The organism is Burkholderia theae (assembly GCF_048565265.1).
GTDB lineage: Bacteria > Pseudomonadota > Gammaproteobacteria > Burkholderiales > Burkholderiaceae > Burkholderia > Burkholderia theae.
The window spans coordinates 1,807,074-1,827,896 of the sequence record NZ_CP183461.1; the positions used below are offsets into that span (position 1 = coordinate 1,807,074).

Below are 20,823 nucleotides of genomic sequence, written 5' to 3' on the forward strand. Positions count from 1 at the left end.
GACACCCATGCGATACCGAAAACTCGACGCTAACGACGACTACGTCTTCGGCGGGTCGGCGAACGACTTCCTCGTGAACTCGCCGGATGCTGTAGCTCAAGCGGTCTTGACGCGTCTGCGTCTCCTGCAAGGCGAATGGTTCCTCGATACGACCGTTGGGATGCCGTGGGAACAGGCGGTGATCGGCAAGAACACGCAGGGAACTGCCGACGCTGCGATCCGCGCATGCATTCTTGGCACGACCGGCGTAGTCGAGATCACCGCGTATTCGAGCGCGCTGGATAGTGAAACGCGGAAGCTGACCGTTACCGCGACGATCACGACGCTCTACGGAACCACCACATTTGAGACCACCCTGTGACGACGACGCTTACCACTGTCGCGGCGACCATCGACGCGAACGGCATCACCGCGCCGACGTACGCGGACGTATACGCGTATTTCCAAGCGAAGTACCAGGCGATCTATGGGGCCGACGTGTATATCGATCCCGACAGCCAGGACGGCCAGCTACTCGCCGTGGTCGCAGAGGCGATCGCGGACTGCAATTCGGTCACCATCGGCGTCTACAACTCGTTCAGCTCGTCGAAGGCGGTCGGCGCTGCGCTGTCGAGCAACGTGAAGATCAACGGGATTGAGCGCGAGGCTGCTTCCTATTCGAGCGCCGATCTGACGCTGGTCGGTCAGGCCGGCACGACCATCACGAACGGGATCGTGAAGGACGGAAACAACTACCAATGGGCGCTCCCGGCCACGGTCACGATTCCGCCTGCCGGTGCGATCACGGTCACGGCGACGTGCACGACAATTGGCGCGATCGCGGCGCTGGCGGGCACGATCAACCAGATCGGCACGCCGACGCGCGGCTGGCAGACAGTTACGAACGCGTCGGATGCGGCACCGGGCGCACCGGTCGAGCTGGACCCGGCACTGCGCGTTCGGCAGAGCGTGTCGACGGCGCTGCCGTCGCAAACGGTGCTCGACGGCATCACCGGTGCTGTCGCAAACCTACCTGGCGTGACGCGATGCCAGCCTTACGAGAACGACACCAGCGTAACGGACGCGAACGGCATCCCGTCGCATTCAATCTCGCTCGTCGTCGAAGGCGGTGATGCCACGGCAATCGCTAACGCGATCACGATGAAGAAGACCCCGGGCGGTGGCACCTACGGCACGACGCAGATCATCACGACGAACCGCTACGGCATGCCGGTGCCGATCAACTTCTTCCGGCCCACTGACGCACCGATCGCCGTCGCCGTTGCGATTCGCGCGTTGCCCGGCTACACGACCGCGACAGGAATCGCCATGCAGAACGCGATCGCCGCGTACATCAACGGCGTCGTGATCGGCGGGGGCGCAGCGCAAAGCGTCGAATGGGACGAGTGCGTCACGCAGGCGAAATCGATCAGCGGTGCGTCGACGTTCAAGATCGTGAGTCTCGTGCTCACCGGGCCGCGCGGCGCCGGAGCGCCGGATGTCGCACTGCTGTTCAACGAATCGGCCTCGTGCACGGCTGATCAGGTGACGATCACGACGGGGTGAGCATGGCAGAACTGGACGATTACACCGGGCTGATCACCTCGGAGCACCAGCCGCGTCCGATATTCATGGCGGTTGTCGCCGCATGGTTGTCGCCGATCGTTGACCAGATCAACGTGCTCGGCGGCATGCCGGCGCTCTTTGATCTCGACTCGGCCGTCGGAGACCAGCTCGACACGCTGGGGGAGTGGATCGGCCTCGCGCGGCAGGTCAACACGCCGCTCGTCGGCGTGTACTTCGCCTTCGACATCTACGGCCTTGGCTTCGATCAGGGGGCATGGAAAGGCCCGTTTGACCCGGATACCGGCCTCGTATCGCTGGACGACGAGACGTATCGAATGGCGCTGCGCGCGAAGATCGCGGCGAACCACTGGGACGGAACGCCGGACGCCGCGGGCGTGATCCTCGAAATGCTGGCGCCGCCCGGCACGCTGGTTTTCATCGAAGACCACTGCGACATGTCGATCACGATCGGCATCGCCGGGAAGCAGCCCAATGCACTGTATGCGGCGCTTCTGACGAAGGGGTTTCTGTCCCTGAAGCCCGAGGCCGTCCACGTCAACTACGCCTTCACGTCGCTCGACGGCTCGCCGGTGTTCGGCTTCGACGTCGATAACGAGTACGTCGCCGGGTTCGACGCCGGTGCGTGGTCAACGACGAGCCTCACCCCGCAAAACCTCCTCGACTACACCTTCGCCCTCGACGTATCGACGCTCGCGTGACGCGTCGTCACGGCACTTTCTGGACTTCACATGGCAATCGAAAACGACTTCCTGGCGTTCGCGGTCGGCGCGGGCGCGAACGTGCTCACGCAGGCCCAGTACGCTGCGCTCGCCGCTGTCTCGCAAGGCTTCCAGTCCGGCACGGCCCAATCCGCCGCGTGTAACAAGGCGTGGCGACAGTCGAGCATCATGAGCGCCGTGCTCGCGCAGTTCATCGTCGCGCGGACCGGTCAGCCGGCAATCGACGACGGCACCACCGCGACGCTGCTAGCGAACCTGCTCGCATCGGCCGCAGCGGTGAACGGGGATGCAACGAAGACGTTTGCGGTCGCTTCCGCGACTGCATCGAATCAGGCCGTCAATCTCGGCCAACTCGCGAACCTCAAGACCGTTGCAGCTTTTGCCTCGAACGGCACGTTCACCGTGCCGGCAAACGTGACGGGTATCTGGGTGAGCGGTGTCGCAGCGGGCGGGGGTGGCGGCGCGGGCGCCAGCACGGGAGGCCTGTCGACGCTTGTCGGCGGCGGCGGCGGTGGTGGCGGCGGAAGCGGCCAGTTCCTCATGCGCGCGTTCTTCGCCGTGACACCTGGCCAGCAGATCGTTATCTCGGTCGGCGCCGGCGGGATCGGCGGCGTCGTGGGCGGCGCGGGCGCCACTGCCGGCGGGAACACGGTAATCGGCACGCTGGCGACTCTGACAGGTGGCGGTCCCGGGTCAGCCGGGTCGGCCGCGACGGTGAACGCGATCGGCGGTGGCGGAAACGGTGGCCTCGGAGGCTCGGGCAACCCGGGCGGACAGGCCGGTTCGGACGGCAACTACATGGGCAAAGGCGGCTTCGGCGCGTCGTCGCCGTTCGGCGGCGCCGGCGCAGGCGGTAAGGCTGCTCAGGGCAGCGCGCAGGCTGGCACGGGTGCCGCGTTTGGCGCTGGCGGCGGTGGCGGCGGTGGTTGTTACGGTAGCTCCGCGGGGACCGCTGCAGGCGGCGGCTCCGGCGGTCAGGGTCTGGTCATCATCGAGTGCTGAACGACATGAAATACGCATACTTCGACACGAACACCGCGCGCGTGCTGCGCCTGCTCGACACCGACGCGCTGAACTACGCGTCGCTGCCGCCCGAATCGAACCTGCTGCAGCTCACGGACGCCGAATACACGGCGGCCGAGTCGGGCACCTGGTACGTCGTCTCTGGGGAGATGACGCAGACTGCACCTGTTGTCCCGGCGGCCGAGCTGCTCGCAGCCGCGCAGATGGCGCAGATCGCCGCGCTGACCACGGCCTGCTCGAACGCGATCACGAAAGGGTTCGTATCGTCCGCGCTCGGCGCGGCGCACTCGTATCCGGCCTCGATCACCGATCAGCAGAACCTCACGGCCTCGGTGCTCGCATCGATCTATCCGGGTCTCGCAGCCGGCTGGACGACCCCGTTCTGGTGCGCGGACACGACTGGCGCGTGGGCCTACGCGGAGCACACGGCGGCCCAGATTCAGCAGGTCGGCCAGGACGGCAAGACGGCGATTCTCACCGCGCTGACGAAGAAGCAGCAGCTCGTCGACGCGGTCATGGTCGCGACGAAGGTATCCGATGTTCAATCGGTGGTTTGGAGCTGACGAGATGAAGCGACGAATCGGTGCATTGTTTTCTGCGATTGCCTTCGCGCTTTCGCTTTCGTTCATGGCATGCGCGCCGGCGCGCGCGCAGTTCGTTCCGGGCCAGATCCTCACGGCATCGCAACTGACGAACATGTTCGCGTCGGTGTCGCAGTTCCGTAGCACCGCGCCGGGCAGCGTATCGCGTACGGTGATCGACAAGCTGCAGGACGTGGTCAACTTCCGCGATTTCGGCGGGAAGTGCGACGGCACGACGAACGACGACGCGGCGATGACCGCGGCGTTGTCGAATCTCTCAGCGGGCGAGCTGCTTGTGTTCCCGGCGGGCACCTGCGTGTTCAGCACGCCGAAGGCGCTCCCGATCGTGCAGAACGTATCGATCCGCGGCGCGGGCGCGCGGCAGACGGTGCTGTTGTACACGGGTTCGAACACGACTTCGGACCTCTGGACCGTGGGCGACGGTACGACGTCGATGACGGGCTGGTCGATTTCCGGACTGCGCTTCGACTCGACCACTACGATGACGGCCGGCGCAGCTCTGCACCTGAAACGGATGCAGAACGGCAGCGAGCTGCTCGACGTCGACGCGGGCGTCTTCGGTCAGCCGTCGCGCAAGCTGTACAACGGCATCTGGCTCGACAACGTCAACGTTTTCAAGTACTCGAAGTTCAACATTCAGGTCCAGAACCAGGGCTTGATGATGAATGGGGCGCCGACCAGCGACGAGGGCTCCGACATCTTCCTCGATGACGGTGTTGTGACCTTCTCGAACATCGGGTACCACGTCGGCGGCGGCCAGGGCGGCGTCTACTTCGGCAAGATTCTCGCGTACGGCAATGGTACGAACTACCAGGTCGACAACGCGCTCGCCGCGCGCCTGAACCGCGAGATCTTCTTCAGCGATCAGTGCATTTCCGATGGATCGTACGGATACGGCGTCTGGATCAACGACTCGCTGACCTCGAACGCGCCGATCGTGATGAACGGCGCGTTCGGGTCTGCCGGTGTGTTGGGCGGCGGCCCGAACGGAATCGAGATCTACATCCAGAAGTGGCCGAACGGCCGCATCTCGCTCGGGCCGGGCCAGCTCTACAACGCGACGAGCGACGGCATGCGCGTCGACGACGCGAGCACGATCATCACCATCGATTCGACGCGCCATATCGCGTACAACGGCGGCTATGGCGTGAACGCGACTGTCCCGACGACCAACATCTACAGCCTGTCGCAATACGCCGTGTCGAACACGCTCGGGAACTACTCGAGCAACGTGAAGCTTGGCCCGCTGAACGTCGGCGGCGCGATCTCCGGAACGGCCATCACCAACAGCCAACAGCAGGTCGACAAGGCGTACACATACAGCACGCCATCCAGCGGCGCGACGGTGATGATCGCCGCGGGGACGCAAACCGCGATCATCGATCCGTCTGCGGCGCTCGCCGCGCTGACCGTCACTCTCCCGTCGTGCTCGTCCGGTTACGACGGCTCGATCGCGCGATTCTCGTCGACGCAGGCAATCACGGCGCTCACGCTCGGCGCTGCATCTGGGACTGTGGCGGCGCCGGCGACGTCGCTCGCTGCAGGCGCAGGGCACGGGTATCTATGCCGGGGGGTGAATACGACCTGGTACCCGTTGTACTGACAAATCACAAAAGTCGCACGACAGCCGCCCGCCGGGCGGCTTTTTCATTTCCGGGGGATGAATGACCGACAACGCATCGGCACCGGCGCGCGTCGAGGAACGGCTGCGCGCGGGAGACCGCCGCTTTTCGAGGTTGGAACAGCGCCTTGCCGCGAGTGATGCAGCGGTGAAGGCGCACCTGCAGCGTCAGGACGAGAAGATCGACGCCATCGTGGCCTCGGTTTCCATGATCCAGACGAACACGCAATCGATGGTCGACACGTGGGACGGTGGCGCGCGCGCGGTGCGCGCGTTGTGCCGTCTTGCCGATGCGTGGCGCTTCCTCATCCGGCACGTCGCCGGCCCGACGATCGCGTTCGGCACTGTCGGCGTGATCGTCTTTCGCTACATGCGACACGAACCCATTCCCGATTGGGCGAGCGCGGTCGTGAAGCTGCTTCTGGGATGACCATGACACCTCAAATCCTGTCCGACGCGCTGCAGATCCCGCTCTCGCACGCCACGCCGTGGGCCGACCCGTTGTCAGCTGCGATGGCGCTATATGCGATCGACTCGCCTGTGCGCCAGGCTGCGTTTCTTGCGGAGTGCGGTCACGAGTGCGGCCGTTTCCAGTGGCTTCGCGAGATCTGGGGGCCGACGCCGGCGCAGCGCGCATACGAGCCGCCGGCGGCGAAGGCGGCCGAGCTGGGCAATACGCAGGCCGGCGACGGGTTCCGCTACCGCGGCGGCGGCCTGCTGCAGATCACCGGCCGCTACAACTTCCGCGTGATGGGGCAGAAGATCGGCATTGACCTCGAGGGCGATCCCGATCAGATCGTTCAGCCGAGCGTCGCCGCGGAAGTGTCGGCGCAGTTCTGGGCCGACAACGCCCTGAGTGCGCTCGCCGACGCCGGTGACTTTCTGGCGATCAGCCGTGCGATCAACTTCGGCAACCCGCGATCGGCGGCCACACCGAACGGCATGCCCGACCGTCTGGCGCTCTGGGATTCCTGCAAGAAGGCGTTAGGCGTGGCCTGACGCACCAGTTTTCGATTTTTCGAAATTTCGCAATCCAGCCCGGCCGCACGCCGGGCTTTTTCATTTCCGGACCAGACATGACCCGATGCAGCCATGACGTCGCGCTCGAGCAGCGCTGCGAGAAATGCACGGCCGAGGGCCTCGCCGGCCTGCCGAAAATCGCCGGCGAGCATGCCGTGCGTGTGACCGAAGTCGAGATCGAGTACTACCCGGATCACCCGCCGCGCACCGAATCGGCGACGTTCCGGCACACGAAGAAGGAAGGGCACGCCGCGGGGCTGCGCTGCGCGATCAGCGGCCAGCCGGCGCCCGAGTATCACCACCTGTTCTGCGAGTGGGCTGATTCGGACGCAATCGACTGGATGGTCGTGCGCGGCGTCGCGCTCGGCGAGGTGAAGGAGCTGCCCGTGCTCGACCCTGCGACCGACAAACCGACGAAGGAGCTGTATCCGGTCGAGGAGTCGTTCCTGTGGCTTGTTTGCAAGCTCGTCGAGCTGCGCGGCTTTGACTGGCACGCGTTCGACCCCGCGAAGCCCGAAACCTTCGTCGACGCGATGACGAACATGCTGCCGCTCTCGGCGAAGTTCCACCGGTCGCCGACACACGGCATCCATCACCGGTCGTTCCCGACCTTCGTGTTCCAGGCGTTCCCGCGCAAGGCCGGGTTCGTCTTCACCCCGGACGAGCTCGTCCAAGACCAGAAGGAGTAAGCCATGCCGAAATCCATTCTGCAAACCGGTGCTGTCACGTTCACCGCGTCGTCGTTCGTCCCGCTCATCGATTGGGCGGCATCGGCGATGGGCGTGAAAATCCCGCTCGATGCACAGCTCCAACTCGCGGCGGGTCTGATCACGCTCGGCCATGCCGTCGTCAATCGCTTCTTCCCGCAAGCCATCGCCCAGCAGTAACCGGCCGCCGCGCACCGCGGCACACCTCCCGAAGGAATTCCCCCATGAAGAAGCTCATGCCGCTCGCGGCAGGTATCGTTGCGTCCGTCCTCATCGTCGTGGCCGGCTGCACGACCGCCCAGCAACAGAAACTCGCTGATCTGGCGGCGACCGCCAAGGTTCGGGTCGCGCAAGCCTGCTCGGTTGTGCAGCCGACGCTGCTCGACCTGAGCGCGTCGCTGCCGAACGACGCGAACCTGAAACAGCTCGCCGCGGACAATGGCGAGATCTGCGCGGCCGCGCAAGCGCTCGACGCCACCAGCGCTCAATCGCTCGTGAACACGCTGATCCCGCAGGCGATCGGTCTGGTCGGCATGCTTCCGATCGATCCCACCGCACAGGCTTCGATCCGGCTGGCGCTCGGCGCGGCGTCGATCGCGCTGTCGAACTGGTTGGTGGTTTACGGCACGCCGGTGGCGACTGCGCCGGCTGCTGCTTCGACGCCGCTCGCGGGCGCGCCGCTGCAATGACGCCGCGCGATTACGCGCTGCTCGCGCAGGAGGCGTATTCCGCAAAGCCAGACATCGGCAAAGCGGACAGCGCCTCGCGCGCGATCGTGCGGCAGACGGCCGGCGGTCTCGTCGTTGCCTTCCCGGGCACCGATAATCTCGATTGCGTGGCGGCCGACCTGGACGCCCATCCGATCGATGTGATCGGTGTCGGGCAGGTGCACCATGGTTTCTGGTCTGCTTGGGGCGCCATCGCCGTCGACGTGCTCGCCGCGATCGACGGCCGGCCGGTGACGCTCGTCGGGCACTCGCTCGGCGCGGCGATCGCGATCATGGCCGCAGCGGCGATGGTGGTCGGCGGCCGCCCGCCGGCGGCCGTCTACGGCTTCGAGCCGCCGCGCGTAAGCACGAACGACAGCGTCGCATCGCTGCTCGCGAAGGTGCCGCTCAACCTGTTCAAGAACGGGAACGACATCGTGCCGGATCTGCCGATCGAGTGGCGTCACGCCGGCGTAATCCGGCAGATCGGTCGCGCGACGCTGCCATTTCCTAATGTCAAGGATCATGCAATCGCGCGCGTGATCATGGCGTTGGCGAACGACCAGGTTTCCGCCAAGACAGCGTAGAATGGTGGGAATGAAGCGAAAAAAAGCCTGTTGAATCAAGGGCAAGTTTTTCGGTAAGATTCCCACTTACGCGCCTGTGAGGCTTGCTGCATATGGATGACATACTAGGATTGTGATTCCTGTCGTCGTGGGTTCGAGTCCCATCAGCCACCCCAAAATTCTTGAACAAAACAGGCGCTTCGGCGCCTGTTTTGCTTTGTGCGGGCCATTCGGGTAACAGCGCCGATTCGAGCCTCGCCATCTCCTGAGCGTTCTGCTCGCCATTCATTCATTTCGCGTAAGTCATCGGAAATATCTCTGTGCTGTGCTCGAATTGTTTCGTGCAAAGGCAGCAGCGGTCATTCCGTTCATCGGCATTGCTGTCGCGTAGCGATGGCGACGCATGTTGCACGGGCGGCGAAAGCGAATTCCGGGGCGTTTCAAGAAGGGTATTCAGAAACTGCGCCGAAATACGAACGGCATTCGGACGTTGCAGCCGCGGACGGTCGCGCAGATCCAGCAGGTCGGGCAGGATGGAAGGGCGCCAATCCTTGCCGCGTTGACGCACCAACAGGAACTCGCCGACAAGGTTGCGGTCGCGATGACTGTCGCTGACTTCCCATTCATCGCACGGAACCGAAGCAATGAAGAAACGAATACTCGCGCTGCTACCCGCCACGGCGCTTGCACTCGCCTTGGCGATATCGCTCGTTGCACGCGCAGAGAGTGCGCCCGGCGAAGCCCCCACGGCTGCGCAACTGAAGAGCATGTACTCGTCGGTATCGCAGTTCCGCAGCGCCGCGCCGGGCAGCGTTTCGCGCACGATCATCGACAAGCTGCAGGACGTCGTTAATTTCCGCGACTTCGGCGGCAAGTGCGACGGCACGACGAACGACGACGCTGCGATGAACGCGGCGCTGACGAACCTCACCGCGGGCGAGCTGCTCGTGTTCCCGGCGGGCACCTGCGTATTCAGCACGCCGAAGGCGCTCCCGATCGTGCAGAACGTGTCGATCCGCGGCGCGGGCGCGCGACAGACGGTGTTGCTGTACACCGGTTCGAATACGACCTCGGATCTTTGGACCGTCGGCGATGGCACGACGTCGATGACCGGCTGGTCGATCTCGGGACTGCGCTTCGACTCGACCACCACGATGACGGCCGGCGCCGCGCTGCATCTGAAACGGATGCAGAACGGCAGTGAGCTGTTCGACGTCGACGCGGGCGTCTTCGGGCAACCGTCGCGCAAGCTGTACAACGGCATCTGGCTCGACAACGTCAACGTTTTCAAGTACTCGAAGTTCAACATTCAGGTCCAGAACCAGGGCTTGATGATGAACGGGGCGCCGACCAGCGACGAGGGCTCCGACATCTTCCTCGACGACGGTGTCGTGACCTTCTCGAACATCGGGTACCACGTGGGCGGCGGCCAGGGCGGCGTCTATTTCGGCAAGGTGCTCGCGTACGGTAATGGCACGAACTACCAAATCGACAATTCGCTGACCGCGCGCCTGAACCGCGAGATCTTTTTCAGCGACCAGAGCATTTCCGACAGCTCGTACGGATACGGCGTCTGGATCAACGACTCACTGACCTCGAATGCGCCGATCGTCCTGAACGGCGCGTTTGGATCGGCCGGCATGCTTGGAGGCGGTCCGAACGGGATCGAGATCTACGTGCAGAAATGGCCGAACGGCCGCATCTCGCTCGGGCCGGGCCAGCTCTATAACGCGACGAAAGACGGCATGCGCGTCGACGACGCGAGCACGATCATCACCATCGATTCGACGCGCCACATCGCTTACAACGGTGGTTATGGCGTGAACGCGACTGTCCCGACGACCAACATCTACAGCCTGTCGCAATACGTTGCGTCGAACACGCTCGGGAACTACTCGCGCAACGTGAAGCTCGGCCCGCTGAATGTTGGCGGCGCGATCTCGGGCACGTCGATCGCGAATAGCCAGCAGCAGATCGACAAGGCCTACACATATTCCGCGCCGGCGAGCGGCGCGGCCGTGACGATCGCATCGGGCACGCAGACGGCGCTGATCGACCCGGCCGCGACACTCGCTGCGCTGACGATCACCCTTCCGGCGTGCACGTCGAGCTACGACGGTTCGATCGCGCGGTTCTCGTCGACGCAGGCCATTACCGCACTCTCGCTCACTGCCGCATCCGGAAGAGTTGCAGCTCCCGCGACATCGCTCGCTGCAGGGGCGGGGCACGGGTACCTCTGCCGGGGCGTGAATGCGACCTGGTATCCGTTGTACTGACCGTTCAAAAGCGTCGCACAACAGCCGCCCGCGGGGGACGCCGCTTCTCGATTCTCGAACAGCGCGTCAACGTGAACGCGGCCGCCGCCGAAGAGCACCTTCAGCGTCAGGACGAAAAGATCGATGCCATCGTGGTTTCGCTTTCCATGATCCATGCATGTGACTGCCATCTTCGTCCGATCCTCGGGCTCGCCTTGCACACGCGCTTCCACGATCGGGATTGTCCCGCTCGGCATGTGCCCGTTGTGTCTCGCCATTCGTTCGCGTTGTGCCGACAACGCACATGCGAGTTCGCGAACGGGGCTTTCTTTCTCGCCTCAGGCTAAGGTTCGCACGCGCCGTGCCGTTATCTTTCCTGGACAGCCCTCGTGCCTCGAATGCTGATCCGTTTTCTTGCCTGCTCGCGTACTGCGCGAGCAGGCTTTTTTCGTTTACGGCGGCTTTAAATCGGCAACTTGGCGGAATAGAGCAGGGACTTGGCGCGAACCGACAAAGCGCAACAGTCTTTCATTCGTGTAATGTGTGACTTCCTCGTGCCCGCATGCTTTGCAGGGCCGTTCGATCCCGACGACCAGTGACGGTGTCGGGATTTTTTTTGCCTGCGCGCCAATGTCCCGACGACAAGCCGTCACGGAATGCAATGCCGTCGCGGAGTCCGGCGAAGACGTATCGATGCGACGGCTTCAACAACTGCACCGCACTCACGCCACGCCAAGGCATCGGACCCGTGGCGACCTTCGCATACCGCAAAGCACGGTATATTTTGCGACAAGACATTCCGATCGATAGAACAAGCAGAAGGAGTTACCGCCGATGCCGGAAACCCGGACCACGCTTCGAGCCGCGACAGCGCAGGACGCAAGCCACATCGCTCGCCTGCACACGCTGAGCTGGCAAACCGCATACAGCCATATCCTTCCGGCCGCCTATCTGTCCGACGAGGTGCCGACGGAACACGCGGTCCGGTGGCGCAAATATCTCGATCGCAACGAAGAGGAGTGGGGCCTTGTGCTGATCGCCGAGTCGGATGGCGAGCCCGTTGGTTTCGTCAGTGCCGAACGCCCGGTCGATCCGGTGCTCGGCGTGCTGCTTGACTGCCTTCATGTTCATCCGTCGCATCACGGCAGCGGTACCGGCAAGCGCATGATCAAAGCCGTTCGCGCGTGGGCGCGGACGCTTGGTGTGGACAAGGTCCACCTGCAGGTACTCGAGGGCAACGTGCGCGCGATCGGTTTCTACGAGCACAACGGCTGGCAGTTGGCGAGAGTCGAAACGAGCCGCATCGGCCAGACGGAGGTCACCGACCGAATCTACGCGATACAGGCCTAGGCGCTCGTCCGCAATCGAATGAACGGTCGCCCGCGATGCAGCGACTCCCGGCCACGCCGAAGTCACACCGGGTAAAGGCTGAATTTGCTTCGCCTTTACTCGCCGCAATAGTGAACGAGCAAATCGGCTTCCGTCTCGTGCACTTCGACGGGCAGCGTCGTCGCGCCTGCATAGGCAAGATAGCGTGCGCGATGCTGGCCGTTGCGGAATGACGCGACGCCGACTTTCGACAGGCCGGGAATGCCGAGCAGCATTCGCGTTCTCGTTTCGCGAAACGTGATGAACGGCATGTCCGGAATCCTGTCCTGGTCCGGATCGAGGAACTCGCGAATACCCACGGCTTTGCCAGGCGCCCAGTACTGAACGGACGGCAGCACGTAGTCCGTGGTATCGCGGTCGGCACATGCCAGCAGTTTCTTCAGGTCGATCGTCACGACCCGATGTCGCGAGTCGTCGGACGAGAAAACCCGCTTGAGGTGCGCATAGGCATAGGGGACGTGCCCGGGAAGCTGGATAATCCAGACATCTACGCCGTTCTGTTGTGCGCGGGCGAGTGCCATTGTTTCCTCTGGTGGTGCAAGCGGTCTTTGTGGCCGGAGTTTAGCAGCGCGATTGCAACAGTGGAGCAGATTGATACACGGGATAGGAAAATGGAGCGGCCCGCAGCGGGATCGGAGGCGAAAGCGCAGAAGGTATGGTCGGCAAAGCGGATGCGGTCATGCGCCAGTGGTCGATATGAGAATATCGCGATACTGCCGGCGGGAATGACACGCCGCACGAAATTCATGCAAGATTCACATGGCATCGCGAAGCCGGGCAGGCGCGGATCATCATAAGAACCGAGAGATCAGATTGACCGGAGAAAAACATGGCGTCGAAACTTGAGATCGAATACCTCGATTACTGTTTCACCGCGACGCTCGAAATCAGGGAGTCCGGCCGGACCGGTGTTGTCGACTGGCAGCTCGAATCCAATGCGCGAAGCAAGACCCTCGCATGGATCGTGTTCGATCGCTTCCTCGAACGAAACGACTTCGCCGATGAGGAAGATGCGCGCGCAAATATCGTCGACTGGCTGGAGCGGCTTGCGGATCCGAGGTCGGGTGCGTCAGCGGAGATTGCGAAGGCGGGCGTGGTGGCTTCGGGGGCGGTGGCGGCAACTTCATCGACTGCCGAAATCGTCGGCGAGACCGTCATTGAAATCGTCAGCGATCTCGACTGGATCGACATGGTTACCGACTGGTTTTCCAGCGGTTCGCCTTGATGACGAAACCGGGGTGTCGTGACGCAGGTTATCGTGCTCGTGAATTACGGCTTCGCGAAATGCCGTATAAGAAAACGAAACCAGAGTCACGGTAAAAAATAGAATATCCCTGCTTTGACAATACACGCGCCTGACCGGAAACTGAACCCGGATCTGAATACGTCCGCTTGAATCAAATCAAGATCGAACTCCAGATATGAAATGAAGAACGCTGCTGACGGCTGGCGCGATCACTCATGCCCGATGCCGGCCTGACAAGCTGCACAGCAATGTTGTTCAGAGTCGGCGGATACGAATAGCTTGTCGACCGATTTTTCGTCAGCGAGGGCGGCAAGAAGTATCAGCACATTTTCGACATGCCCGAGCATCTCGGCGCGGTGCTTGCATGGTCTTTCCGGAAATCGATCGACGCGTCTCCATACCAGCGGGGCGGTGATGTTGTTGCCCGTCATCGTGGTGACGCTGGCCGCGCGGCACGCGAGCCTGCCGGTTGCCGCGGGATTGTCACCAAATGGTGAGTTGCCGCACAGACTGTTGCGCGGCCCCCGATCACAATTTGGCAGGTTGACCGTTCTTCCCCGGCCCGGTCAACCGTTTCCCCGCTCGCTTGCGCAGGAGCGGGGCTTTTTGCCCGTCCGACGCCGGAAGGCTGCGTCGGCGGAACCGGACAGGCGTTCGGCAGGCTGCGTAATCGCGCCCCGGCATCCGTTCGCCTGATCCGTACGAATCGCTTTCCTCGTGCCTGAGCGAACCCTCAGGCCCATCGCCGGTTTCGGCCGGCGATGCCTTGGTCCCGGCGGCGCGCAGCCACGCTGCCGGGATGTTTTTTGCGCCGAATGCGCTGCATCACGTCGTGCGCAACGCGCATGTCGACCCGCTCAGCCAGTCTGTTCGACGCTGGTTTCCCATCCGTCGTATTCCCCTCCGAGCGAACGCACTTCGCGATTGATCGCGATCGTATGGCGCGTGATGTCGGCCAGCGCCATGGTGCCTTCGTGCGAAAACCGTACGGCCGACTTGCCGTCCTCGGTCGGGGCGACCGATTCGACCGGATAGCCTTTCGCTTCGGCCCAGTCCGCGAACTGGTGCGCGTCGCTCGGGTCCTGGAAATACGCCCAGTGCATCACGCGCCGGCTCACGTCGCTGGCATCGCCTTTCTGCCGCAGCGCATCCAGCACGCGCATGTCGCGCATGATCTGCCAGTCGTCGTCGGTCGGGTAGAGGGTTTGCCAATACGCCTCCTTGTCCGGATCGTCCTGATGGGCGTACTGAAGCGCGTAGGTCGTCTGGTCGGCCAGCGAGTCGACGATCTCCGCCGCCACCTCTCCGTCGAACGGCACGTAGAAAAGGAAATCCCGATTACCGTCGACGGTGATGCGGCCGACCTGTACGCCGCCTTTCGCGGTGATCGTGGCGTCCAGCAGATCCTCGATCGTCGTGAGGTCGGCGAACTCGTCGCCGGTCGGCAGCCCTTCAGGCGTCGGATGAGCAAAGGGGACGCGCACGCTGAGCAGCGACGTGCGCGGATCGCCTTCCGCGATCTCCGCAAAGCTGTGGTTGAAGCTGATGAAAGCCTGATGGTCGCCCATTCTGGCAGGGAAGGTTCCCCAGGCGTCGGTCATGTGTTTCTCCCGTACACGATTGTCTGTTGACGGTTGCAAAGCGTCCCAATGTATCATCGAAAATCGCGTTGGCCGAAGAGGCGCACATGATCGCGAGTCTGGGCATTCTGGTGCCGGTCGAAGAGGATCGCTATCGGGCGGTGGTGGATTTCTACCGTCTGGCGCTCGCGCTTCCGGTGCATTCCGACGGTGTGTCGGCTGCGGGGAATCCGTGGCATCGCTTTGTCGTGCAGAGCGCGACGCTGACCGTTCATACCGGCAGGCACGGCGAGTTTCCGTATCCGGAGTTTCGTCCGACCGGCCATGGAATCGCACTGGCAATCGAAGTGCCACACGTCTCGGAGGCCGTTGCACGACTTGAATCGCACCGCGTCGGCATCCTGAACGACTGGGACTACGGCGACGGCACGGTGGCGATTTCCGTGGCAGACCCCGCGGGTAACGTATGCGAGATCTGGGGTTGCCCGTGACCCGGCGCGCTGGTGCGGCGGGCCGCAAAAATTTCGAAGGAGAATCCGATGTCGATGTTTGCGGTGAATGGTGTCCGAATCGATCCGCTCAGCGCGCGCGTGACGCACGTGCGCTGGGCGGCCGTGAATTCGGCCGACCGGTCGTGGGCGGCGAAGCCGAGCGAGGCGCCGGTGGCGGAAGTGGCGCACGCGCTCGCGTCGGGCAACGATGTCCGTGCGATTTTCTCGGAGTCGGACGCAACCGCGATCGGGCCGAAGCTGAAACGCGTGCTGTATCGCGACGCATCGGAAGGCATCGAGCTCGACATCGATGCAACGAGCGAGTCGCGCACGTTGTGGGATCTTCCGCAAATCTGACCGGAGCGGCACGCGCAGGCGGTAGCGGGTGCCGCAGCATCGATTGCGGCAGCTGGCCGAAAGGCCGGCTCGCACAACGCCGATCGCGAGGAGTAGTATCGGACAACCGCCATGCTGTCGTGCTGTTGCGCCGAACGGTTTGATGCGCCGCGCGACTGTTGGCGAGCCAGTACCCGAAGCGAATATCGCACACGCGCCCGAGACCATGTCCAGACCGCTCATCGCCCCGTTGGTATCCGCGCTTTGTCTGGCGCTCTCGGCCTGCCAGACCGCGTCCGAGCCGGCTCCGCTGCCGTCGCCCGAGACCGCGTCGGCAGCCGTTCCGGCGTCGTCGCCGGCCGTGCCGATCCGCGGTATCGGCCTGGCGCCTCATCTGGCGGGGCAGAGTCACTGGGCCGTCGGTCAATGCACGACCAACGGCACCGTCAAGGTGTGTAATTGACCGACGCTGACCGAACGGTGTCCGTTCCCTGCGAATGAAAGCGTGTGAGTGCGCGGCGACGCAGAACTTTCCCGGCCGCAACGAATTCTTGTCGACAAGGCGCTCGTCGCCGATCCCTGTCTTCCGGTTCGTTCCCGGCGTGTTGATAGGGCGCTCGACCTCGATGGGCCGATTGCCGTCGATGCAATTGATTGAGCGATGAACAGCGAACACGAAACAAACGATTCGGGCTTGCACGTCGATCCCGTCGCGGGAACGGTCATCGGCCAGCTGCCGGTCACGCTGGCGGTCGATAGCCGGAGCCTGACAAGACGGGCAATCGTCTGCGCGGTGCTGGCCGTGGCGAGCCTCTGCGGTTATGCAGCGGACCCAACGCTCTGGCCGGTTGCGGCGCTGGCCGTGCTGCTGGCGCTGGCGAGTGCCGCCTTCTTCGTCTCGTCGCGGCGCAAGATGGCGCTGCATGTCGACGAAACGGGTTTCAGGCTGATCGGCTCGGCGCGTGAAAAACCGGTTACGCCATGGCGCGACGTCACCGAGTTCCGGATCATCAGCGTCGCCGGAAATCGCTACATCGGCTACCAGTTCTCGGCGTATTCATCGCGCACCAAGGTGCCGGGCGGCGTGATGCTGCCGATCTCCCGGTTTGCCGATCTTCCGCTCGACGCGGTGGCCGGATTGCTGGAGGCATGCCGTCGACAGTTCGGCGTGCCGGAAGAGCGGGCCGACGACGCTTTGTAAGCGCGGCCTGAGCGACCCGCCGCTCAGGAAAACAAAAAAATGTCGGGGGCCATGTCGATTTCCGTCGGGTTCGTCCGTCGTAGCATCGGAGGCGTGCGCATCGCGCGTCCGTCCCGTTTTCCGATACGACAACCGACTGAAGGAGCGACACCCATGTCCACGTCCGTCAAACCGATCCCGGAAGGGATGCGCACGCTGACGCCGCACCTGATCTGCGCCGGCGCAGCCGCCGCCATCGACTTCTACAAGCGCGCCTTCGGTGCGAACGAACTGTTTCGCCTGGCGATGCCCGACGGCAGGCTCGCGCACGCGTGCCTCGCGATTGGCGATTCGACACTGATGCTGGTGGATGAAATGCCCGAGCACGGCGCGCTCGGGCCGAAGGCGCTGAAAGGCACGTCGGTCTGCCTGCACCTGTACGTGCCGGACACCGATGCGGCGATCGCAAAGGCCGTCGCGGCCGGTGCGACGGTCACGATTCCGGCGGCCGACATGTTCTGGGGCGATCGCTACGGACAGGTCGAGGATCCGTTCGGACACCGCTGGTCGCTGGCGACGCATCAGCGCGACCTGACGCCCGAGCAGATCGCGGAGGCGATGGCCAGCGCACCGCCGTGCGGAAGCTGACATAGCCGCGCAGCCGCGCTTGGACGGCAGGGCGGCGGCACAGGCCCGCGCCCGGTTCGCCCGCGGTCACGTGCCGGCCGTCTTGCCGCGCTGCTTGTCCTCGTACATCCGGTGATCGGCCGATGCGAGCAGGTCGACCACCGCGTGATGGCGCGCGGGATCGTACGCGACGTGCCCGACGCTGAACCGGATCGCGTAGCCGCGCGCGTCGGCCGCGTTGCGCAACGCGAGCGCGTGCGTCACGCGTTCGACCGGCTCGACGGCGTCGGCCGGATCGGTGGCGCTCAGCAGCACGACGAACTCGTCGCCGCCGAGCCGTGCGATCACGTCGCCGTCGCGCAGCGCGCCCGTCAGCGTATCGGCGAATGCCTTGAGCGCGCGGTCGCCTTCGGCATGGCCGAAGCGGTCGTTGATCGTCTTGAAATCGTTCAGGTCGAAGAACAGCAGCGTGGCGTGGCGGCCCAGGCGATCGCACAGGCTCAGCACGTGGCGGGCCAGGATCTCGAAGCCGCGCCGGTTCGTCAGCTGCGTAAGCTCGTCGGTGGTCGCGAAATGCAGCGCCGCGATCTCGCGTTCGGTCATGTGGGCGAGATCGCCGAGCAGCGCGAGTTCGTCGGGCTCGAGCGAGCGCGGCCGCGTGTCGATCAGGCACAGCGTGCCGATGGGTGCGCCGTTCGGCGCGGCAAGCGGCCGGCCGGCGTAGAAGCGGATGCCGGGTGCGCCGGTGACGAGCGGGTTGTCGTGGAAGCGGCTGTCGTTCAGCGCGTCCTGGATCACCATCGTATTGCCCGCGAGCAGTGCATGGGCGCAGAACGATACGTCGCGCGACGTCTGCGTGACGTCGATTCCCGCATGGCTCTTGAACCACTGGCGATTCTCGTCGACGAGGCTGACGAGTGCGATCGGTACGTCGAACAGCCGGCGCGCGAGGCGCGTCAGGCGGTCGAAACGCTCTTCGGGCGGCGTGTCGAGGATCGAGAGCGAATGAAGCGTATCGAGCCGGGCCGCCTCGTTGGCCGGTTTCGGTGCGATTTGCATGGGCCTTGTCTCTTGTCCCGGCTGCGAGCCGGTCATCGGATCGTATGCCGACCAGTATGGCGCATTATTCGGCGCATCGCCAAGCCGGAAGCCCGGCCCGACCGGTTTCGGCTTGATCCGGATCGATGCAGATGCGGTGAGAAGCGGGCGTCATGGGCCTGCGTTTCGTCCCGATACGGAATCGAATGCGCGATGCCTCAAGGTGCTCGGCGGCGTGCCGTAAATAGGACGAGTCCAATCGTTCATCACATCCCATCGCACCATGGTTCGAATTCTGTACGCGGGTTATCTCGCGTTTGCGCTGTATCTCCTTTACCCGATGGTGCAGAACGCGCTGGCATTCGGCACGGATTGCGTGAGCAGCGCGCTGCCAGGGGGCGCCCGCGGTTTGTCGACGCCTTCGGCAAGCGGCGTGGGCGGACACGCGAACCGCTGCGCGCCGACCGCGCAGGCCGGTGCCGCAACTGGGCGGCTGCCTGAAATCCATTGAGCGCGGATTGTCGCGCGTGTCGCTCGATGCATGAGGCGGCGCGTTGGCCATTCGGCCGAATTGAATGCCGCGCGTCGCTCGACGATCCTGTGCAACGCGGCGGATCGAATGCGAGGTGGCGAGAGCCGGGTGACAGCGCGGCGCGCGTCAGTAGCTGGAGCGGTACGGCGCGCCCTGGTCGAAGCGGCTCTGCCAGTGCGCGAGGTAGCGCGATGCGAGTTGCGGATTGTTCCAGACCACCACGACGTTTTCGGAATTGCGGCTGGCGGCCGATGCGCTGTAGTTGAACGAACCCGTTTCGACGTGCTCGGCGTCGATCACGAGGTACTTGTCGTGATGGATCGCATAGGCGTCGATCGTGCGGGTCGGGATGCCGGCGTTCACGAGCAGGTTCAGCGCCTGCTTGCTGCTCTTTGCGCGGTTGCCCTTGTCGTCGACGACCACGGCGACATTGACGCCGCGTCGCTTCGCGGCGAGCAGCGCGCGCGTGACGGGCGGCGACGTGAACGAATACGCGGCGACGCGGATCGAGCTGCGCGCAGCGCCGATCGCCTTCAGCACGAGTGCCTCGGCGCCGCCGTCGGGCGAGAACGCCGATTCGACGACCTGCGTCGCGGGTGCTTCGTGAGTGGGCGCGGGCAACCATCGCGACACGAAGTCGATCGCTTGCTGGAGCAGCGATTCACTTTGCGTCTTGCCGAAAGCGGCGAAGGGGGTGGCGAGCAGGGAAGCGGCGAGACAGGCGGCGGCGAGGCGATTGCGCGACAACATCTTGGACAGCGAACAATTTCGAGACAGCGGGCCGTGAGTGTAACGCAGACGCGGCGGCTCGGTCACGTGCGGATGCGAAGGGATTCGCACGCGCGATGATCGGTGGTCGCCGTGGCAATGACGCAAAGTTGCGTTGTGCGGTATCCGCGTATGCGATCAGGTTGATCGACGGATGTTGCCGACGGCGGCGTGTGATTGCGCTTGCCGTTGCGGGATAGCGATGCGCAAGCAATGCGCGAGCGCAGTCGAGCGGGCGCGTTGCGGCCCGTGATGGAAGCGCGCGTGCAAAGAACGACTCGTCGGCGTCAGTCGATCATGCGCGCGCGATGCGTCAATCCTCGACCGCCGGCGCGCCTGCTTGGTCGGATGCGATCCACCCGGGGCCGGGCTCCGGCAGCACGTCGCGTGCGTCGAGCGGTTCGCCGCAGGCCGAGCACACGGTGACCGCATGCATCAACTGGCCGCAGGTGCGGTGGCGCAATTGCACCGGCGGCCCCTGGCCGTCGTCCTTCCAGCGGTCGCCCCACGACATCAGCGCGAGCAGGGCCGGGTAGAGGTCGAGACCTTTGTCCGTCAGCCGGTATTCGAAGCGCGGCGGGCGCTCCTGATACGCACGCTTGACCAGCACGCCTTCGTCGACGAGTCGCGCAAGCCGTTCGGCCAGCACGTGGCGCGTGACGCCAAGCTGGGTCTGGAACGCGTCGAAACGGCGGCAGCCGAGGAACGCGTTGCGAAGGATCAGCATGGTCCAGCGGTCGCCGAGCACGGCGAGCGTGCGCGCGACCGAACAGTTCAGCGTACCGATGTCATCCCATTTCATCGTCGAGTCTCTTGCGGCGGTTCAGCGAATCAGCGGGTTCGATTATAG

At 64.2% G+C, this 20,823-nt stretch carries 28 protein-coding genes; 21 read left to right on the forward strand and 7 right to left on the reverse strand.

All coding sequences use genetic code 11. The features are described from left to right. Positions 1-7: 7 nt before the first annotated feature. From ACN22W_RS08470 to ACN22W_RS08525, 12 genes are all read left to right on the forward strand, one after another. Positions 8-361, forward strand: coding sequence for a hypothetical protein (locus tag ACN22W_RS08470; RefSeq protein ID WP_419687283.1), 354 nt, complete (start codon positions 8-10; stop codon positions 359-361). Continuing rightward, on the forward strand, positions 358-1,545 hold the full coding sequence (locus tag ACN22W_RS08475) for a baseplate J/gp47 family protein (protein ID WP_419687284.1): 1,188 nt from the start codon (positions 358-360) through the stop codon (positions 1,543-1,545). The genes ACN22W_RS08470 and ACN22W_RS08475 overlap by 4 nt, the downstream gene beginning before the upstream one ends. A gap of 2 nt (positions 1,546-1,547) precedes the next feature. Continuing rightward, positions 1,548-2,264: a DUF2612 domain-containing protein gene (locus tag ACN22W_RS08480; protein WP_419687286.1), complete on the forward strand. Its 717-nt coding sequence runs from the start codon at positions 1,548-1,550 to the stop codon at positions 2,262-2,264. A 30-nt stretch (positions 2,265-2,294) separates the two neighbouring features. Next, on the forward strand, positions 2,295-3,287 hold the full coding sequence (locus ACN22W_RS08485; RefSeq protein ID WP_419687287.1) for a phage tail protein: 993 nt from the start codon (positions 2,295-2,297) through the stop codon (positions 3,285-3,287). A 5-nt stretch (positions 3,288-3,292) separates the two neighbouring features. Then, positions 3,293-3,871, forward strand: a complete 579-nt coding sequence (locus ACN22W_RS08490) for a hypothetical protein (RefSeq protein ID WP_419687289.1) — start codon at positions 3,293-3,295, stop codon at positions 3,869-3,871. Positions 3,872-3,875: 4 nt separating this feature from the next. After that, the gene (locus ACN22W_RS08495; protein WP_419687291.1) at positions 3,876-5,513 is read left to right on the forward strand and encodes a glycosyl hydrolase family 28-related protein; all 1,638 of its coding nucleotides are present in this window, start codon (positions 3,876-3,878) and stop codon (positions 5,511-5,513) included. A gap of 61 nt (positions 5,514-5,574) precedes the next feature. Further along, positions 5,575-5,961: a hypothetical protein gene (locus ACN22W_RS08500; protein ID WP_419687293.1), complete on the forward strand. Its 387-nt coding sequence runs from the start codon at positions 5,575-5,577 to the stop codon at positions 5,959-5,961. 2 nt (positions 5,962-5,963) lie between these two features. After that, positions 5,964-6,530 carry a glycoside hydrolase family 19 protein gene (locus tag ACN22W_RS08505; protein ID WP_419687294.1) on the forward strand — a complete coding sequence of 189 codons (567 nt, stop codon included), beginning with the start codon at positions 5,964-5,966 and terminating at the stop codon, positions 6,528-6,530. Between the two features lie 77 nt (positions 6,531-6,607). Beyond that, entirely contained in the window at positions 6,608-7,240 is a 633-nt protein-coding gene (locus ACN22W_RS08510) for a hypothetical protein (RefSeq protein ID WP_419687295.1), read from the forward strand. A 3-nt stretch (positions 7,241-7,243) separates the two neighbouring features. Continuing rightward, on the forward strand, positions 7,244-7,438 hold the full coding sequence (locus tag ACN22W_RS08515; protein ID WP_419687297.1) for a hypothetical protein: 195 nt from the start codon (positions 7,244-7,246) through the stop codon (positions 7,436-7,438). Positions 7,439-7,482: 44 nt separating this feature from the next. Next, on the forward strand, positions 7,483-7,947 hold the full coding sequence (locus ACN22W_RS08520) for a hypothetical protein (RefSeq protein ID WP_419687299.1): 465 nt from the start codon (positions 7,483-7,485) through the stop codon (positions 7,945-7,947). Continuing rightward, positions 7,944-8,552: an alpha/beta fold hydrolase gene (locus ACN22W_RS08525; protein ID WP_419687301.1), complete on the forward strand. Its 609-nt coding sequence runs from the start codon at positions 7,944-7,946 to the stop codon at positions 8,550-8,552. Before ACN22W_RS08520 ends, ACN22W_RS08525 begins: the two co-directional genes overlap by 4 nt. 268 nt (positions 8,553-8,820) lie before the next feature. On the opposite strand, the gene ACN22W_RS08530 is transcribed toward ACN22W_RS08525, so the two are convergent. Further along, positions 8,821-9,360, reverse strand: a complete 540-nt coding sequence (locus ACN22W_RS08530) for a hypothetical protein (protein ID WP_419687302.1) — start codon at positions 9,358-9,360, stop codon at positions 8,821-8,823. Here ACN22W_RS08530 and ACN22W_RS08535 point away from each other — a divergent pair. Both ACN22W_RS08535 and ACN22W_RS08540 read left to right on the forward strand, forming a co-directional pair. Then, on the forward strand, positions 9,299-10,807 hold the full coding sequence (locus tag ACN22W_RS08535; RefSeq protein WP_419687304.1) for a glycosyl hydrolase family 28-related protein: 1,509 nt from the start codon (positions 9,299-9,301) through the stop codon (positions 10,805-10,807). The two genes, ACN22W_RS08530 and ACN22W_RS08535, sit on opposite strands and share 62 nt — an antisense overlap. Before the next feature lie 813 nt (positions 10,808-11,620). Further along, a complete protein-coding gene (locus tag ACN22W_RS08540) occupies positions 11,621-12,136 on the forward strand; it encodes an N-acetyltransferase family protein (RefSeq protein WP_419687306.1) in 516 nt (171 codons plus the stop codon). A gap of 95 nt (positions 12,137-12,231) precedes the next feature. Here ACN22W_RS08540 and ACN22W_RS08545 read toward each other — a convergent pair whose 3' ends face one another. Further along, the gene (locus ACN22W_RS08545) at positions 12,232-12,696 is read right to left on the reverse strand and encodes a plasmid fertility inhibition factor family protein (protein ID WP_419687308.1); all 465 of its coding nucleotides are present in this window, start codon (positions 12,694-12,696) and stop codon (positions 12,232-12,234) included. A 308-nt stretch (positions 12,697-13,004) separates the two neighbouring features. Between ACN22W_RS08545 and ACN22W_RS08550 the strand changes: the two genes are divergently transcribed. Further along, on the forward strand, positions 13,005-13,400 hold the full coding sequence (locus ACN22W_RS08550; RefSeq protein WP_419687310.1) for a hypothetical protein: 396 nt from the start codon (positions 13,005-13,007) through the stop codon (positions 13,398-13,400). A gap of 230 nt (positions 13,401-13,630) precedes the next feature. On the opposite strand, the gene ACN22W_RS08555 is transcribed toward ACN22W_RS08550, so the two are convergent. After that, the gene (locus ACN22W_RS08555) at positions 13,631-13,852 is read right to left on the reverse strand and encodes a hypothetical protein (protein WP_419687312.1); all 222 of its coding nucleotides are present in this window, start codon (positions 13,850-13,852) and stop codon (positions 13,631-13,633) included. 426 nt (positions 13,853-14,278) lie between these two features. Further along, the gene (locus ACN22W_RS08560) at positions 14,279-15,022 is read right to left on the reverse strand and encodes a DUF695 domain-containing protein (RefSeq protein ID WP_419687313.1); all 744 of its coding nucleotides are present in this window, start codon (positions 15,020-15,022) and stop codon (positions 14,279-14,281) included. A 26-nt stretch (positions 15,023-15,048) separates the two neighbouring features. On the opposite strand from ACN22W_RS08560, the gene ACN22W_RS08565 reads away from it, so the two are divergent. The 5 genes from ACN22W_RS08565 to ACN22W_RS08585 all read left to right on the forward strand — a co-directional run bounded on the left by ACN22W_RS08565 (position 15,049) and on the right by ACN22W_RS08585 (position 17,656). Further along, positions 15,049-15,492 (forward strand): VOC family protein, encoded by a 444-nt coding sequence (locus ACN22W_RS08565; protein ID WP_419687315.1) that lies wholly within the window; start codon positions 15,049-15,051, stop codon positions 15,490-15,492. A gap of 48 nt (positions 15,493-15,540) precedes the next feature. Next, positions 15,541-15,849, forward strand: a complete 309-nt coding sequence (locus tag ACN22W_RS08570) for a phosphatidylserine/phosphatidylglycerophosphate/cardiolipin synthase (protein ID WP_419687316.1) — start codon at positions 15,541-15,543, stop codon at positions 15,847-15,849. A 205-nt stretch (positions 15,850-16,054) separates the two neighbouring features. Beyond that, positions 16,055-16,291, forward strand: coding sequence for a hypothetical protein (locus tag ACN22W_RS08575; protein WP_419687318.1), 237 nt, complete (start codon positions 16,055-16,057; stop codon positions 16,289-16,291). A gap of 198 nt (positions 16,292-16,489) precedes the next feature. Further along, positions 16,490-17,029 carry an aspartyl-tRNA synthetase gene (locus tag ACN22W_RS08580; protein ID WP_419687320.1) on the forward strand — a complete coding sequence of 180 codons (540 nt, stop codon included), beginning with the start codon at positions 16,490-16,492 and terminating at the stop codon, positions 17,027-17,029. Between the two features lie 153 nt (positions 17,030-17,182). After that, entirely contained in the window at positions 17,183-17,656 is a 474-nt protein-coding gene (locus ACN22W_RS08585) for a VOC family protein (RefSeq protein ID WP_048243853.1), read from the forward strand. 66 nt (positions 17,657-17,722) lie between these two features. On the opposite strand, the gene ACN22W_RS08590 is transcribed toward ACN22W_RS08585, so the two are convergent. Continuing rightward, the gene (locus tag ACN22W_RS08590; protein WP_419687322.1) at positions 17,723-18,694 is read right to left on the reverse strand and encodes a sensor domain-containing diguanylate cyclase; all 972 of its coding nucleotides are present in this window, start codon (positions 18,692-18,694) and stop codon (positions 17,723-17,725) included. Between the two features lie 262 nt (positions 18,695-18,956). Between ACN22W_RS08590 and ACN22W_RS08595 the strand changes: the two genes are divergently transcribed. Continuing rightward, positions 18,957-19,184 (forward strand): hypothetical protein, encoded by a 228-nt coding sequence (locus tag ACN22W_RS08595; RefSeq protein ID WP_419687324.1) that lies wholly within the window; start codon positions 18,957-18,959, stop codon positions 19,182-19,184. Positions 19,185-19,331: 147 nt separating this feature from the next. Here the strand turns inward: ACN22W_RS08595 and ACN22W_RS08600 are convergent, their stop codons facing one another. Together ACN22W_RS08600 and ACN22W_RS08605 are read right to left on the reverse strand one after the other, a co-directional pair. Continuing rightward, positions 19,332-19,955 (reverse strand): phospholipase D family protein, encoded by a 624-nt coding sequence (locus ACN22W_RS08600; protein ID WP_048243846.1) that lies wholly within the window; start codon positions 19,953-19,955, stop codon positions 19,332-19,334. A 331-nt stretch (positions 19,956-20,286) separates the two neighbouring features. Next, positions 20,287-20,775, reverse strand: a complete 489-nt coding sequence (locus ACN22W_RS08605) for a winged helix-turn-helix transcriptional regulator (RefSeq protein WP_193098294.1) — start codon at positions 20,773-20,775, stop codon at positions 20,287-20,289. Positions 20,776-20,823 lie beyond the last annotated feature (48 nt).

Excerpts from the sequence above, each read along its gene's own strand:
- ACN22W_RS08470 (WP_419687283.1), top strand. The coding sequence starts at position 8 with ATGCGATACCGAAAACTCGACGCTAACGACGACTACGTCTTCGGCGGG.
- ACN22W_RS08480 (WP_419687286.1), top strand. The coding sequence starts at position 1,548 with ATGGCAGAACTGGACGATTACACCGGGCTGATCACCTCGGAGCACCAG.
- ACN22W_RS08485 (WP_419687287.1), top strand. The coding sequence starts at position 2,295 with ATGGCAATCGAAAACGACTTCCTGGCGTTCGCGGTCGGCGCGGGCGCG.
- ACN22W_RS08490 (WP_419687289.1), top strand. The coding sequence starts at position 3,293 with ATGAAATACGCATACTTCGACACGAACACCGCGCGCGTGCTGCGCCTG.
- ACN22W_RS08495 (WP_419687291.1), top strand. The coding sequence starts at position 3,876 with ATGAAGCGACGAATCGGTGCATTGTTTTCTGCGATTGCCTTCGCGCTT.
- ACN22W_RS08500 (WP_419687293.1), top strand. The coding sequence starts at position 5,575 with ATGACCGACAACGCATCGGCACCGGCGCGCGTCGAGGAACGGCTGCGC.
- ACN22W_RS08505 (WP_419687294.1), top strand. The coding sequence starts at position 5,964 with ATGACACCTCAAATCCTGTCCGACGCGCTGCAGATCCCGCTCTCGCAC.
- ACN22W_RS08510 (WP_419687295.1), top strand. The coding sequence starts at position 6,608 with ATGACCCGATGCAGCCATGACGTCGCGCTCGAGCAGCGCTGCGAGAAA.
- ACN22W_RS08515 (WP_419687297.1), top strand. The coding sequence starts at position 7,244 with ATGCCGAAATCCATTCTGCAAACCGGTGCTGTCACGTTCACCGCGTCG.
- ACN22W_RS08520 (WP_419687299.1), top strand. The coding sequence starts at position 7,483 with ATGAAGAAGCTCATGCCGCTCGCGGCAGGTATCGTTGCGTCCGTCCTC.
- ACN22W_RS08525 (WP_419687301.1), top strand. The coding sequence starts at position 7,944 with ATGACGCCGCGCGATTACGCGCTGCTCGCGCAGGAGGCGTATTCCGCA.
- ACN22W_RS08535 (WP_419687304.1), top strand. The coding sequence starts at position 9,299 with ATGTACTCGTCGGTATCGCAGTTCCGCAGCGCCGCGCCGGGCAGCGTT.
- ACN22W_RS08530 (WP_419687302.1), bottom strand. The coding sequence starts at position 9,360 with ATGATCGTGCGCGAAACGCTGCCCGGCGCGGCGCTGCGGAACTGCGAT.
- ACN22W_RS08540 (WP_419687306.1), top strand. The coding sequence starts at position 11,621 with ATGCCGGAAACCCGGACCACGCTTCGAGCCGCGACAGCGCAGGACGCA.
- ACN22W_RS08545 (WP_419687308.1), bottom strand. The coding sequence starts at position 12,696 with ATGGCACTCGCCCGCGCACAACAGAACGGCGTAGATGTCTGGATTATC.
- ACN22W_RS08550 (WP_419687310.1), top strand. The coding sequence starts at position 13,005 with ATGGCGTCGAAACTTGAGATCGAATACCTCGATTACTGTTTCACCGCG.
- ACN22W_RS08555 (WP_419687312.1), bottom strand. The coding sequence starts at position 13,852 with ATGACGGGCAACAACATCACCGCCCCGCTGGTATGGAGACGCGTCGAT.
- ACN22W_RS08560 (WP_419687313.1), bottom strand. The coding sequence starts at position 15,022 with ATGACCGACGCCTGGGGAACCTTCCCTGCCAGAATGGGCGACCATCAG.
- ACN22W_RS08570 (WP_419687316.1), top strand. The coding sequence starts at position 15,541 with ATGTCGATGTTTGCGGTGAATGGTGTCCGAATCGATCCGCTCAGCGCG.
- ACN22W_RS08575 (WP_419687318.1), top strand. The coding sequence starts at position 16,055 with ATGTCCAGACCGCTCATCGCCCCGTTGGTATCCGCGCTTTGTCTGGCG.
- ACN22W_RS08580 (WP_419687320.1), top strand. The coding sequence starts at position 16,490 with ATGAACAGCGAACACGAAACAAACGATTCGGGCTTGCACGTCGATCCC.
- ACN22W_RS08585 (WP_048243853.1), top strand. The coding sequence starts at position 17,183 with ATGTCCACGTCCGTCAAACCGATCCCGGAAGGGATGCGCACGCTGACG.
- ACN22W_RS08590 (WP_419687322.1), bottom strand. The coding sequence starts at position 18,694 with ATGCAAATCGCACCGAAACCGGCCAACGAGGCGGCCCGGCTCGATACG.
- ACN22W_RS08595 (WP_419687324.1), top strand. The coding sequence starts at position 18,957 with ATGGTTCGAATTCTGTACGCGGGTTATCTCGCGTTTGCGCTGTATCTC.
- ACN22W_RS08600 (WP_048243846.1), bottom strand. The coding sequence starts at position 19,955 with ATGTTGTCGCGCAATCGCCTCGCCGCCGCCTGTCTCGCCGCTTCCCTG.
- ACN22W_RS08605 (WP_193098294.1), bottom strand. The coding sequence starts at position 20,775 with ATGAAATGGGATGACATCGGTACGCTGAACTGTTCGGTCGCGCGCACG.